Annotated in this window: 12 protein-coding genes; 2 read left to right on the top strand and 10 right to left on the bottom strand. The window is 56.7% G+C overall.

Annotation, left to right across the window (positions count from 1 at the left end):
• Window positions 1-2 precede the first annotated feature (2 nt).
• From CLV97_RS09100 to agaV, 6 genes are read right to left on the bottom strand one after another with little or no spacing between them, the layout of a single operon-like run.
• Window positions 3-779 (bottom strand): HpcH/HpaI aldolase family protein, encoded by a 777-nt coding sequence (locus CLV97_RS09100; protein ID WP_106345204.1) that lies wholly within the window; start codon window positions 777-779, stop codon window positions 3-5.
• A 36-nt stretch (window positions 780-815) separates the two neighbouring features.
• Window positions 816-2012 carry a hypothetical protein gene (locus CLV97_RS09095; protein WP_106345203.1) on the bottom strand — a complete coding sequence of 399 codons (1197 nt, stop codon included), beginning with the start codon at window positions 2010-2012 and terminating at the stop codon, window positions 816-818.
• A gap of 38 nt (window positions 2013-2050) precedes the next feature.
• Window positions 2051-2437: a PTS sugar transporter subunit IIA gene (locus CLV97_RS09090; protein WP_170070427.1), complete on the bottom strand. Its 387-nt coding sequence runs from the start codon at window positions 2435-2437 to the stop codon at window positions 2051-2053.
• A 30-nt stretch (window positions 2438-2467) separates the two neighbouring features.
• Window positions 2468-3301 (bottom strand): PTS system mannose/fructose/sorbose family transporter subunit IID, encoded by an 834-nt coding sequence (locus tag CLV97_RS09085; protein WP_245891447.1) that lies wholly within the window; start codon window positions 3299-3301, stop codon window positions 2468-2470.
• Window positions 3291-4043, bottom strand: coding sequence for a PTS N-acetylgalactosamine transporter subunit IIC (agaW, locus tag CLV97_RS09080; protein ID WP_106345231.1), 753 nt, complete (start codon window positions 4041-4043; stop codon window positions 3291-3293). The genes CLV97_RS09085 and agaW overlap by 11 nt, the downstream gene beginning before the upstream one ends.
• Before the next feature lie 15 nt (window positions 4044-4058).
• Entirely contained in the window at window positions 4059-4529 is a 471-nt protein-coding gene (gene agaV, locus CLV97_RS09075) for a PTS N-acetylgalactosamine transporter subunit IIB (RefSeq protein ID WP_106345201.1), read from the bottom strand.
• Window positions 4530-5014: 485 nt separating this feature from the next.
• On the opposite strand from agaV, the gene CLV97_RS09070 reads away from it, so the two are divergent.
• Entirely contained in the window at window positions 5015-7831 is a 2817-nt protein-coding gene (locus CLV97_RS09070; protein WP_106345200.1) for a TIM-barrel domain-containing protein, read from the top strand.
• A 96-nt stretch (window positions 7832-7927) separates the two neighbouring features.
• On the opposite strand, the gene CLV97_RS09065 is transcribed toward CLV97_RS09070, so the two are convergent.
• Window positions 7928-8977 carry an oxidoreductase gene (locus CLV97_RS09065; RefSeq protein ID WP_106345199.1) on the bottom strand — a complete coding sequence of 350 codons (1050 nt, stop codon included), beginning with the start codon at window positions 8975-8977 and terminating at the stop codon, window positions 7928-7930.
• Between the two features lie 221 nt (window positions 8978-9198).
• Here CLV97_RS09065 and CLV97_RS09060 point away from each other — a divergent pair, with 221 nt between their 5' ends.
• Complete coding sequence (locus CLV97_RS09060; RefSeq protein ID WP_106345198.1) at window positions 9199-9726, top strand: hemerythrin domain-containing protein; 528 nt, start codon at window positions 9199-9201, stop codon at window positions 9724-9726.
• 17 nt (window positions 9727-9743) lie between these two features.
• Here CLV97_RS09060 and CLV97_RS09055 read toward each other — a convergent pair whose 3' ends face one another.
• From CLV97_RS09055 to CLV97_RS09045, 3 genes are all read right to left on the bottom strand, one after another.
• Window positions 9744-10814, bottom strand: coding sequence for an AbrB family transcriptional regulator (locus CLV97_RS09055; protein ID WP_106345197.1), 1071 nt, complete (start codon window positions 10812-10814; stop codon window positions 9744-9746).
• Between the two features lie 158 nt (window positions 10815-10972).
• A complete protein-coding gene (locus CLV97_RS09050; RefSeq protein WP_106345196.1) occupies window positions 10973-12142 on the bottom strand; it encodes a Gfo/Idh/MocA family protein in 1170 nt (389 codons plus the stop codon).
• Between the two features lie 370 nt (window positions 12143-12512).
• Window positions 12513-14129: a M14 family metallopeptidase gene (locus CLV97_RS09045; protein ID WP_245891446.1), complete on the bottom strand. Its 1617-nt coding sequence runs from the start codon at window positions 14127-14129 to the stop codon at window positions 12513-12515.
• Window positions 14130-14228 lie beyond the last annotated feature (99 nt).

Here is a 14228-nt window from a genome sequence, read left to right as displayed (position 1 = left end):
ATTCAGCGAAGGCTCTTCAGCGCCTCCCTCCACTCGGCGGCCAACGCTTCGGCCCTTGAAGCAAGCAGGACGATGTCCATGGAACAGGTGATGTACCGGATTCCCATCTTGGCGTATTCCACGCCGTGGGTCACCGTCGGAGCATGGATCCCCACCGTCTTCCCGCAGGAGCGGAGGCGCTCAGTGATTTGGCGGATGGTTTCGCTGAGGAGAGGGTGATCGAACTGGCAGGGGATGCCCAGGGACTGTGACAAATCGGCGGGACCGATGTAGAAAACATCCACCGAATCGCCGGAGGCGTCCAGGATTTCGTCCAGCCGCTCCACCGCCTCTTTGGACTCGATCTGGACGGCGAGAATCGATCGCCGTTCAGCCGCTTCGGATACCTCGACAAAGGGCAGCGTTCCGTAACCGTCCGCCCGGCACCCCCCGGCCACCCCCCTCATCCCCGACGGATGAAACCGGCCGGCCCGGACGATGGACCTGACATCCTCCCCGCTTGTCACATGGGGAATGATCACTCCCTCCGCCCCCAGATCCAAGGTCCGGCCGATCCGGGTGCCGTCCTTGCCGGGAACCCGGACAACGGCCGGAATGCCGCTCGCCTTGGCGGCGAGGATCAGCTGATCCAGCTCCGCCGTCCCGATCGGGCCGTGTTCCTGATCGAGGTGGACAAAGTCAAACCCGGCGGAGGCGATCGCCTCCACCACCATCGGATGGGGAATCCGAATCCAGGTGCCGAACACCGCATTTTTCGAGGCCAACGTTTCCTTCAGCATACTCCTCTTTCCTCCCCTCACAGCTTTCGAAATGGTCTAGATCGGTTCCCTCAGTTCGTCAATCAACCGGCGAATCTCTTTCGGGTTGTACAAGGTCATGACCGACTCGTACGAGCCGTCTTCCTCGGGCATCAAATACCCGGGGTAATCATTGGCATATCCGATGATCCACCGATCCGCGGGAAAACGGGTCGACGCCATCCGATCCCGCAGGAAGGCGCTCAGAGGAAGCTCTCCCGGAACCCAACGGATCGTCCACGAATCGAATTTCCATATTGAGACGCTCAATAGCTCGGAGGAGAGAGTCACCCGGGAAAGAGCGCGAATCCCCTCCATGATGTCCTCAGACTGGGCCGAATCCGGAGGCGGTTTACCGGGCCGCAACTTCGGATGAAGCAGATAGGACCACTCGCATGCCGCAAGATTTGAAGGACGGATCTCCCTTTCCCAGCTGCGACGATTCAATAGGTCCCCGATGTGACCCGCCAAACGGCAGGAAAGCCGCTCCAATTCCCCGACGCTCGATTCCCTGCGCGTGAACCGGGTGCTGATGTCCGCCGCCGGGCCGTTCCATACCCCTCCCACCCGATATCCCCGTTCCTGCAGCATTTGTGCCGCCGAGCCGTGAAGGTCCGGACTGATCCACGTGTGGCCACGGCCGAGCACCGTCGGGTGACAAGGAAAATTCGCCCAGACAATCGGCGGATGATCGGCACAGATGAATTGGGCTACCTGCAGGGGAAGCCACATGTACGTCCCCCGCTCCCTCCGACTGGCTCCCACACCGGAAACGGCACGGCTGTATAGGCGAACGGCCGTCAGGTTGTCCAATGAACGGAAGGCTTTCAGAACCGACTCCAAGACGGCGCGGCTCCATTCTTCGTCGGGCCCCGCCGCGGCGAACACATCGGGAAACACCAGGACCACCACCTCATCCCCGCAAAGGGCGTTGACGTGCGAAGAATGGGAATGGGTGGAGGCGATGGCGACGTAAACCCGGCGGTCGGGGAAAAGGCGGCGAATCCTCCCCTTCATTTGCTCCGACCATTTTTTCCCGACGGCAAGCGCATCGATCAGGATCGCGATGAAAAGCTCCCCCGCCCCGCTCTCAAACAGGGTAACACGGACATAAAGCGGTCTGTGCTCGGCGGAGGAACGCCGAATCGGTCGGTAACCGGATAAGGGCATCCCGATCCGGGAAGGGAGCTTTCCTGCAGACACTCCAACTTTCATCGGATTCCCTTCTTTCCCCAAACTCGACACAAAACGGTTCAGGGAAATGCCTTGATCCCTTCCCTGCCCGCGTGGATCGCCTTTTCCTTCACCTGTTCCAACAAGAGATGATCCCGCGCGGGAAGCACCTCCAAAATCATGGACAGATTGGCCCCGCCGATGACGCAAGTCCGTTCCCATTCCCTGGAGATCAACGCGCTGACCCTGAACGGGGTGCCTCCCACCAGATCGGCAAGAAACAGAATTCCGGTCACTGTCCCCAATCCGGAAACGGCCGCTCTTAATTTTTTTTCCAGATCCTCATCGGAATCGCGGAGGTCAAAAGAAACATCCGCCATTTTCGGCTGTTTGCCCGCGATCATCTCGACGGAGCTTCTCAGTGCCGTCGCAAAGGCTCCGTGTCCGACAAGAACGATACCGATCAAGGGCGATCCTCCCATCTGCTCGCATCGACTTTACAATACCCCGAAATATTTTCCAACGACGCTGAGGAAAACGGTGATGACGATCAGTTTCAAAGGGGAATACCCCTTTCTCAACAGGAAGTACATGAGCAATGTGTAGGCCAAGGGAAGGAGGTTGGGCATGATCTTGTCCAATAACTCCTTTTGAATGTCAAAGGCATCTTTGCCGATCGGAACCTTCGCCGAAGTGCTCAATTTGACATAGGAGGCGATCATTCCGCCCACCACCATGAGCCCGACGATCGAAGCGGCCCGGGAAATGGCCTGGGTTCCCGTTTTCAGTTTGTGAATGGCTCTGACTCCCGCATTGTACCCGTAAAACACACCTCCAAACCTCAGCACAAAATGAATGGCGTTAAAGGTGAGCAGAAAGAAAATCGGTCCGGCAAAGCTGCCTTCCATCGCAATCGCGGCACCGATCCCCGCCGTGATCGGCAAGAGCGTCAGCCAGGCAACCGCGTCTCCGACGCCACCGAGCGGGCCCATCATCCCCACTTTGATTCCGCGGATGGTGTCCGGCTTTTCCCTGGACTCCTCCATCGCGGCTACGATGCCGAGGATCGGGGTCACAAGGAAGGGGTGTGTGTTGAAAAACTCCAGATGACGCTTCATCGCTGCCGCCAACTCTTTCGGCTCCCGATAAATTTTTTTCAACGCGGGCATGAGGCTGTACAACCAACCGCCCGCCTGCATGCGCTCGTAGTTGAAAGACGACTGCAAAAAGAAGGAGCGAAAGGCCATTGCCCAAAGATCCCTTCTCGACAAAACCTTTTCCTGCGGGCCGGCTTCCCCGTTCCGGTTGAGAGCTTGGTCCTCAGATGCCACCCTTCTTCCCCTCCTTCAAAGGACTCTCTCCGCGGTAATAATCGTACAGCGCGAAGGCAAGCGCCAGGATGGCCAACCCCAACAAGCTGATGTCTGAATAGGTGACGATGGCAAAACCGGCCAACAGAAAGGCGATATACTCCTTTTTCAGCAACACCGTGAGCAGCATGGCAAAACCGATCGCAGGCATGATCCCGCCTGCCACCGTCAATCCGTCCATCAGCCAGGAAGGCAGGCTCTCCACCAGAGACTTCGCCGTCTCCACGCCGTAATAGATGGGCAGAAAAGTGATGATCGCGTTGAATAGGAACAAAACGGCCATCCCGGACAGATTGAGCAAATCTGTCGCACGGTGGCGGGAGTTCTCCGCACAGCTGTCCATCTTGTGCATGACGGGAGAATAAATCGTGAAGAGCAGGGTGATCGCTCCCTGGACGGCGACCGCAAAGGGAACGGCAATACTGACCGCCACCTTGGGGTCCTGGTCAAGCAGGATGGCAAAGGCGGTGCCCATCACACCGCCGATCACCACATTCGGAGGCTGAGCCCCCGCCAAGGGAACCATTCCCATCCACACAAACTCCAGCGTGGCGCCGGCCAGCAACCCGGTCTTGACATCGCCCAGTATCAGTCCGACCACCAATCCCGTCACGATCGGCCGATGAAGGTGCGTCAACACATTGAACTGATCAATTCCGGCAATACCCGCCCATAAAGCGAGCAAAATCGCTTCGATCAACATCGCGGTATTCATCTCCTAAATCAGATCGATCATGTTCTTCCCTTTTTCACTCGGCACCCGTCGGATCTCCAATTGGACACCAAGCCGATGCAGTTCCCGAAACGCCTTCTTGTCCTCCTCATCCACGGCAACGGTGCTGGTCAACTGCTCCTTTCCCTCCGAATAGTGCATGTTTCCGACGTTTACCTTCCGGATCGGAACCCCTCCTTTCACCAGTTCCAGCACATCCTGCGGCGTCTTGACTATCAGGGCGATCTTTTGTTCCTCGGAGGCCAGCCCGATTTTGTCGATGGTCTCCCGGATCGTAAAATAGCGGGTTTCCATCCCCGGCACAGCCATGTCCATCAAACTTTGCTGCAACGGGTCATTCGCTACCTCATCGTTGGCAACCACGATCAGATTGGCTCCGACGTGGTTGGACCAGGTAACCGCCACTTGTCCGTGGATCAGCCGGTTATCGATGCGGGTTAACAGGATGTTCGGCACTTGCAGACCTCCCATCAGTCATTCGATCGGATGAATGGTATACGAATGACATCTCTGCGGACCGAAAACATGACAAAAATTCAATCGAGGAACTGATAAAATCATTTAGCCATTTAATTGATAAAATATTCATAATACGGTTTTAATAGTATTTTATATTAATTTGTATAATTGCGTCAATAACAGCGGGCTAAATGTTCAGAAGCAGAGACATCCCCCGCTGTTCCCGTATCCAAAATTCCAAAGACCCTTCGGCCTGTATAATCCATAGTTTGAAGAAGAATTATGCTGTTTTTGGGTTCCAAACGGATGATAGGCGGGGATGATGACGTCAAAATCTTGTTGGCCAACCCCCAAATGGTGTAAATAGTACCATTGTTGGATTGTTTTTACTCTCCAAAAGATTTAAAATCAAGTTGAATTTATCGTAATGTGTATTAATATGACGGTCTTGTTATCCCTCGTGCGAAGAGGAGGCGGTCGATTTGAAACGAAGAATCTGGATCCCCGTTGTGCTGTGTCTCGTTCTTCTGTTACAACCTTCTCTCGCGCAAGGCGACTCCGCAACGCAAAACAGCTCCGTCTCGGCGTCAGAGGCATCCGGCGAGATTCTGCTAAGCACCTCGGGTTATCGCGTGGAAATCACCTCTTCACCCTTTAGGATCACGACGAAGCGAAACGACGAAGTCGTCATGTCAACCGCTTCTTCCGGCGACCAAGATGGTCCCGTCCGGTTTATGGTTGACGGGGAGTGGTATCACGCCACGGAAGTCAAAACATGGCATTGGGACGGCAAGACCCTGCACCTGGGGCTGGCAACCACGTCTCCCGATCACCTATTGCATGTTCGGATTGTGCCGGAAACGAACCGTTACCGGATCATCGCATCCGTCACGGACAAAAATCAGGAAGAACGGCTCAAAGCGGACCAGTTGGGTTTTGTTTACGATCTCACCTCGTCCGGCCACTGGTACGGACATGGGGAAACAAGCAACCGGACGCAACCGTGGCCGCTCGATACCGGGCAAGTCCGCAACAGCATGTTCGGCCCGGCGAGCTATCTGATGATCGATCCGTTCTGGTTTACTTCCAAGGCCGTCGGCTTGTGGGTGGACACCCAATCGCTCATGGACGTCGCCATCAACGACAAGAACGATGGTCTGGGAAAATTCTTCATCAAGGACACGGACGCGTTCAACGCCGTGGTGTTTGTCGAAAATACGCCGACGGAAGTCTTTTACGATTATATCGGTATTGTGGGCAAGCCCGAAAAAAGCGACAACGTTTATGAACAATACAGACTGCCTCTCTGGAATACATGGGCCCAGTTTTACGAAAAAGTGGATCAGGCAAAAGTGATCGAGTATGCGGAGGGACTGGCCAACAACGACCTGAGCGGGCACACCGTTCAGTTGGACGACAAGTGGGAATCCAATTACGGCAACTTCACATTCGACGCCGAAAAGTTCCCGGATCCCAAGGCCATGGTGGACCGAATCCATGAGCTCGGCTTCGACTTTGGATTGTGGACGACCCTATGGATCAATCAGGATTCCGAGAACTACAAACTGGCGGAGGAAAAAGGATATTTGCTCAAAGACGCCCGAGATCCGAATCAAACCTGCGAAGTGACATGGTGGAACGGAACGGCGGGAATTATCGATCTCGCCAATCCGGAAGCCCGACAATGGTATGTAAACAAACTGAAGACCCTGATGGAACGATACGGGGTGGACGGCTTCAAATTCGATACGCGTTTCTTCGATGAGCGATGCGCTCCACGTTCAGGCTTTGATGCCCTGGATTATCTCACTTTGGGGGCGGAGCTTGCCGATCAATTTGATCTGCAAGGGGCGGGCATCCGAATATCGTGGAGCGGCAGCCAGAAGTACGGATTTGTCACACGCCAGGTTGACAAAGACACGGATTGGGGTTCCCTGCAAGCGGCCGTAACCCAGAATTTGGCGATCTCGACGATCGGTTATCCCTTTGTCACCACAGACATGATCGGCGGCTCCCTTCACGGCCCGCCGCCCAAAAAGGAGACGTTGGTCCGTTGGGCGCAAGCCTCGTCCCTTATGCCGATCATGTATTCATCCACATCTCCTTTGGGCATGACCCATGCCGATACGGGGGAGACAAACGACTACGACAACGAGACGGTCGTCCTTTATCGAGCGGCCATCGAGGAACACAAGCGCCTGACTCCTTATATATGGAAACAGGTGCAAAGAGCGGTCAAAACTGGAGAACCGATCATGAAACCCCTGTTTTTCAACTTCCCTGACGAGGAAGAAACCTACACGATCACAGATCAATGGCTGCTGGGGGACACCGTGATGGCCGCCCCGGTCCTGACGGAAGCTTCGACGCGGGACATCTACATTCCGCCGGGCCATTGGTATGATGTCCGAAACGGGAAAATCGTTAAAGGGCCGACGACGATCAGAAATTACGCCGCTCCGCTTCACAAAAATCCCGTCTTTGTGAAATTGGGCTCTCCCGAGACGGGCATGGTAATGAAAGCCTTCCGCTCCAAAAACAAAAAGCCGCTTGCATGGTTTGAGGTGGAGGGATACGAGGAATGGGTTCCGGGGAACCCCGGGGAAGTTAAGGTCACCTTTGTGAATCAGGACGACACCGACGTGGAGAATGTGGAGTTGTCGCTGACTCCGCCCGAGGGGTGGACCGTCACGAAAACTTCCAAGACGAAATTTGACAAAATCCGCGGAGGCCAGCGGGAAACCGCCACCTTCGAAGTCACGCCACCTTCCGATGCGGCTCCGGGGGTCTACCACATGACCGCTGCCGCCAGTTATAAGCACCGCAATAAAAGGTACACGGAAGAAGAGCTGCTGAGATGCAGAATATTGGATCCCCGTCAAATCCCCCAGTCCCGGATGACGGCAACGGCCACGAGCGAAGAAGAAGGACGCGATCCGGCTGAACATGCCATTGACGGCAACAAGATGACCATGTGGCATACCGATTGGTCCAAAAAAGATCCGCTGCCGCAATCGATCACCATTCATCTGGACGGTGAGTACCGAATCGATGAGGTTCGCTATTTGCCCAGACAGGATACCGGCACCAACGGGATCATCACAAAATATCAACTCCTGGCAAGCACGGACGGTATCCATTATCATGAGGTAGCCAGCGGCCCCTGGGCGCAGGATAAAACGGAAAAGCGCATCCGATTCTCCCCTGTCGACGCGGCTTATATCAAACTGGTGGCCGTTGAAGGGGTCAATGGATACGGTTCGGCAGCGGAAATCAACGTGTATCAAACGAAGCGCTGAATTCTATCCTTCCGCGGCAAATGAACGCAACCATCCCGTCCATGGTTTCGATCCGTCAATGGAGCGGACGGCGGGGGACTCCCGCCGTCCGCTGCTTTACTTGGACCGCCCGAATGCCACTGCCCGCTTCTCCCGGTCGCTGCGAATGGCGCATTCGATCACCCGAATCACGTCCCGGGCCTCTTCGGGGGGGACGGGGACCGGACGATTCGAGGAAATCGCCTCCACCACTGCCTCGTAATAGGAAGCATAATTCCCCGGCAGGGTTTCCACCCGCCCCCTTACCGTCAGCCCGTTCAGATTGACGGTGATCTCTCCGTGATCCTCCTCCCGCTCCCTTCCGTATCCCGGATCCCCGGGAGATGCGCCCTGTTTCAGCTGATCCTCCTGGGGATCCATCCCGTATTTGATAAAACTCCCCTTTTCCCCGTGCAGCTGAAAGCGCGGCCCCGGCCTGCGCACCAGCGAACCGGAATGCAGGATCGCTTTCAGAGACCCGTAGTCCAACACCAGATGAAAATAGTCGACGGCCTTCGCCCCGGGCCGCTGAGCCCCCAAATCCGCCCAGACCGTCCGGGGCGGGCCGAACAACACCAGAGCCTGGTCGATCAGGTGGGAGCCCAGGTCGTACAGGGTCCCCGATCCCGGCAGATCCCATTCCCGCCAGCGGTCGCGGACTTTCGGGCGATAGCGGTCATAGTGGGCTTCGTACAGGGCGAGATCACCCAGGCAACCGGATTCCACCAGGCGGCGCACGGTGAGAAAATCACCGTCCCACCGCCGGTTGTGGTACACGCTGAGCAAAACCCCCCGTTTCCGGGCCAGGTCGATCAGCTCCTCCGCCTCTCCGGAGGTGACCGTAAAGGGTTTCTCGACGACCACGTGCTTGCCGGCGTCAATGGCCGCCTTGGCCAAAGGGTAATGGAGGGTATTGGGTGTCGTGATGACGATGAGGGAGATATCCTTTCGGGCGAGCAACTCCTCCGGGGAGGAGAGCACCTCCACCCCCGGATTTTCCCCCAGCACCTTTTCGGGCTTGCTCGAGACGACCGCCGCCAATTTCAAACCCTCCACATGCCGGATCAGCGGAGCATGAAACACCGCGCCGGACATGCCGTAGCCGATCAGGCCCACCTGAATGGTCATGCCTTATCTCCTCCCATTCTCTCTCCAGCACCATTGGACGTTCATCGCATTTTGAAAAGATTGTTCTCCCTTTGTCACAAATCGCTGGTTTCTCCGTGATTGGAAACGATGAAAGGTGTGATATGCTGACCATGAACGGGGCTTAACAACCGCTGTCGTCCCGTCACGGATGCTGCCCGCGTCCGACAACGAAATTCGCCAGCCGGTGAGGAGGCATCGAAATGGCAAAATATCAACCCAAACTGGATCTTACGGATTGGAAGCGGACGAGCGCGCAGGAAGTGGACAAAATCATGGCGATCGTCGCTCCCGAGTTGCATTCCTTCATCGAAGAGCACGCCTCGCTGAGCCGATTGATGGACCGGGTCCGGGAGGGTTACGACTCCGAAATCTACCGGGAGGCTTTGAATCAAATCGGTCACGAGTTGGAACATCACTTTCTTTTTGAAGAAAAGTACATTCTCTCCCGGCTCGAAAACCACATTCCGGAGACGGAAGTGGGACCCATCGCCAAATTAAAAAGCGAACACGACGTCATCCGGAAACATCACAGGGAGGCGTTGGCCATGTTTGAAGGCCACGATCCCGAAAACCCCTCCCAGGAACTGATTCAGAAAATGGGGCTGCTTGCCTACCTGCTGAAAAAACACATCGAAAAGGAAGACCACTACCTGTTTCCCCTGTTCAGCGTAATTTTGACCGAGGATGAGAAGAGGGCGATCGCCAGAGACGTCAATCGGCCGGTGTAAATGTGCGTTGCCGGGCGTCAGCCTTTCCCTTCCGTCTCCCTGGCGGCGAGGCGCCTCCCCAGCCAGATCGTCATCCCCGGCGCCACCATAAACATGGTGAAGAGCCGGATCATTTGGATGGCGGCAACCAAGGTCACGTCACAGCCGAGGGTGAGCGCGATGGTGGCCATCTCCGCTGCGCCGCCGGGGATGGTGGCCAACAGGCTGGTCACCAAACCGGCGGAAGTGACCCGGTAAAACAGATAGCCGATGCCCAGGGAAATCAACAGCGTAAACATCATGACGAGCATCATCGTCTTCCCCAACCGGACGATCCGGATCCAGGTGGCGCGGTCGAACTTCGATCCGACCGAGATGCCCAGGAGCATCTGGCCGATCATGGTAAACGTCAGCGGTGCCTTGTCCAAATGAAACAACACTCCATTGCCGATAACGCCCAGCAAAACGGCCAGCAAAAAGGAAGCGGCGCGGAACCGGATCCGGGTAGACAGCCACCAGGCGAGCGTCCCGATCACCAGCAACACCGGCGTCCAGAAAGCGAAAAGATCGAGGGAGTTTCCCGCTCCGCCGGCGGTGGATCCGGCGCTCGGGCTTCCCGCCAGCCAGGGGGCCAAAAACGTCATGGAGACGATGATGAGCACGATCCGCGCCGTATGGTAGGTGGCGACGATCCGGGAATCCGCCCCGTAAGCTTCCGAGTAACTGATCATCTCGGAGGCCCCTCCGGGAACGCAGCAAAAGAGGGCGGTCATTCCGTCCAAATCGGACAGTTTGAAAAGCAAAATACCCGAAACAAGCCCCAGAACCATGACCGACAGGAGATAAACGATCAGCGGAACCGCCAGCCCGATCAGCGACTGATAAAAAGAGAGGGAAAAGGAACAGCCGATACTCACGCCGATCAACGACTGAGCAAATTGGGTGACGCTTTGCGGAGCGGGCAAGGGGTCGGAACGGAGCGTCTGCAGGAGTGCCGTCGCCGACATGGCCCCCAGGAGAAACGGGAGGGGAAGGCCCAACAAAAAAAAGGAAACCCCGCCGATGGCGGCAACTGTTCCTGTGAACAAGAGACGTCTTATGGCTGTCATTTTTCATTCCTTCTTCGGTTCGGATTGCCGGGGTGCTTTTCCCACATCCTAATGGATGATAGGATAGGGAGTCAACTTGTCAATCTTTTCGATCTACCAGCCCCGCAACAACCGAAAAACGCCCCCTCCCCGGAAAGGCGTTTTTCGCTTTCTTTCTCCTACTCTTCCACCCCCACCCATCTCTTCGTCCGATGGCTTTCCAGAACGGCCTCGATCAACACCATGATCCGGTGGCCGTCTTCAAAGGTGGCAAAGGACGGGGTTTTTCCGCCGCTTGCCGCTTCCCCACCCTCTTTCTTCCTTCTCACTTCTTCGTAGAAATCGATCAGCAGATTCTTCAAGCCGTCCGGCCACCCCTCCTGATGCCCTCCGGGGTAATGGGCCATCGACGCGGCCGGCTCCGAAAGAATCGACGGATCCCTGAGCAGCTCCCGGTTGGCCTCCTCCCGCTTTCCGATCCACAAGCGGTTCGGCTCCTCCTGGTCCCAGGCCAAACTCGCTTTTTCGGCGGAGATCTCGAAGTAGAGGCGGTTTTTTCTGCCGGCGCTCACCTGGGACACGGTGAACACCCCCTGGATTCCTCCTTCAAAATGGACCAGAACGATACCGCAATCCTCGGTGTGGATCGGGATCTCCTCCCGGTCCCCATCCTCGCTTTTCGCAAAGGTGGTCACCGGCCCCTTCGGCTTGTAACGGACGGGATGCACCGTCTTTAGATCGGCGAACACCTCCACGATCCGGCGCCCCAGCACATGCTGAACCGTATCGCACCAGTGGGATCCGATGTCGGCGATGGCGCGGGTGCTTCCGCTCTGCTCCGGTTCGAGACGCCAGTTATAATCCGTGTTGTAAAGCAGCCAATCCTGCAGGTACCCCCCCTGAACCAGATAAACCCTGCCGTACTCACCCCCGGAGATTGCGGCCCGAGCCTCGGCCACCATCGGATAATGGCGGTAGTTAAAACAGACGCCGCTCACCCCCTCGCTCTTCCGCGCCCATTCCATCAGCTGTCGGGATTCCTGACTGTTCAGCGCCAGGGGTTTTTCCGACAGGAGGTGTTTGCCCGTCGACAACACCTCGCGGTTGATCGGAAAATGAAGGTGATTGGGAGTGCAGTTGTGAACCGCTTCCACCTCCGGATCGTGGATCAGCTGACGGGCATCCCCGTACGCCTTGGGAATGCCGAATTCCTTCGCCACCTGTTCCGCCCTTTCCTGACTGCTTGAGGCGATCGCCACCACTTCCACCCGGTTCAGCCGCCTCAACGCCTCCAGATGGGACCTGGCCGAAAAACCCGTCCCGATAATCCCCACTTTGATGCTTCCCAAAACCCTTCTCCCCTTTTTGAAATGTTCTGATGACGAGTTCGGCAGGAACGGAAGGGAAAACTTCCTTTCCCATCAAGAATCTTCCCTTCCCATGCCCGGAAATAACCCTTCTTTGCCGCCGGATCAACACCGGGAAATGTTATTATGGGAGCAAAGATAACAGATGAAGCAGTTTTATATGATGGAGGAAGTCAAGGAGTTATTGCTGAAAAAACTTGTCTCCGGATGAGATCATTGGCAAATGACTTAATGGATCGTCGCCCAACAATGACATGAGAAGCACCTAGAGTTCCGAAGAAAGCCATCCGACACAAATTCGGATGGCTCTCGATGTGGATATGAATTTGTCCCGCTCCCAAAGGAATGTTGCTTACCGCAGGCTTCCTCCCCCCATGTACCGGTAAATCGGCAGCTCCTCTCCGGCCTCGGAAGGGATGAAACCGAAGGTGACATAGCTGTCCGTCGATTCGGGTTCCATGGCGAGGGCGGCCAGATTGGCGGTCGGCTGGTCCATGGGGATGATCCAGCTTCCCTTCGGCAGGACCACGGTCTTCTCGACGACCTTCGTCGTCACTTGATGTTGCGGATGGCCCTCATAGGGGCTGTCCTGCGTCTCCTTCCCGGTGACGAAATAGCTTTCCACCGTCAGCTTGGCGGCCTTCTTCAGCCGATTCACCTTCACGCCGGCGTATTTCAGCCGCCGGACCGCGTCCGTCTGCTCCGGCTTCAGCAGGTAGGCCAGGGGCCGTTCCCGGGTGAGGTCCGCTTCCCCTTCGGTGTGGCTGAAGTAGCGGACGGGGATCTCCTTCACCTTCGCCTCGGCGATATCCACCACCGGCAGGGTTGCGGGATATTCCTTCGCCTTGCTGGTGACGATCACTTCATCGTCGTCCCCGACCCTTTTCCCTTTCCCGACGATCTCCTTCCGGGCCCCGTCAACCAGCCGGTGGATCCGGTCCGCACGGGAAGCGGCGGTCTCCAGCAGACTCTGATGGGTCGTCACCTGAGCGGCCACGCGGCGCAGGAAATTCTCCCGCCCGATGCCGATGCCCCGGGTCTCCACCAGGAAAGAGAGGGCGGGTTTCAGCGCAAAGCTGTTGCGCCCGATGCGGGGTTCCGGACCCCCTTCGGTGATTTCCAATTGCCCGTCCCTCTTGGCGGCCGTGTAATAGTCACCGCTGGAAAAACCCTGTTTCGCCAGGCGAGCTTTGGCCTCCTTCACCATCACGCCGTCGGCAAAATCGCGAATCTCCTCGGGAATGTTCAGGTTTTTCCCGGAGAGGATCAGCAGATCGTGATACTTCAGGGCCCCTTCCTTCCCCACATCCTTCAGCAGCGCCGGGTCCGGATTGTATTCGTGGGCATCGATCACCACTTCCGGCTGCACTTGATTGTAGAGGGAGTGGATCGCCCGCGCCTCCGGCGTGTCAAACTTCAAATGGTCCCGGTTGCCGTCCATTCCGTTGGCCATCCTGCGCTCGAAGGCATAGGAGCCATCCGGATTGACCCGGGGTACCAGCACCACATTGATGTGCTTCAGCAGTTTCCTCCCGTATTCCCCGGCCAATTTTTGTGCCATCACCAGCATCGCTTCCCCGGCGGCCGGCTCGTTGCCGTGGATCTGCCCCTGCAGCCAGACGGTGGGTTTCCCCTTTCCGCTCCCCCTTTTGAAAAAGAGGACCGGCATCTCCCGTCCCTCCTGGGAGCGCCCGAGGGATTTCATGACGGTCCAGGGACTGCTCCGATCCAGCTTTCGCAGGAATTGGACCATTTCCTCCTGGCTGGTGAAACGCTCCAGGCCGGAAGTGAAGGCGGGCGTTTCAAACCGCACGTCCGGATCGGGAAAAAGCTTAAGCACCTTCTCCGGCTGGGAAAACTCTTTCCCGTAATAGGGCGTGTCCGGCGCAGCGTGCACGGCTGGAAGCGCCAACGCCGCCACCAACAACATCGCAGCTACAACGGCAAATCCCTTCCTTGACCGAATCATCACAGGCTCCCTCCCATACTCCCATATATTTCAATAACACGAATCGATCCTTTCCGCCGCAAAACCTTTTCCGGCGCACTGCGGGCAATGCATCGTCAT

Origin of the sequence: Planifilum fimeticola (assembly GCF_003001905.1) — a bacterium.
GTDB classification, from domain to species: Bacteria; Bacillota; Bacilli; order Thermoactinomycetales; family DSM-44946; genus Planifilum; species Planifilum fimeticola.
The sequence above is the reverse complement of the archived record's forward strand: the minus strand, read 5'-3'. Positions and strand labels throughout refer to the sequence as shown.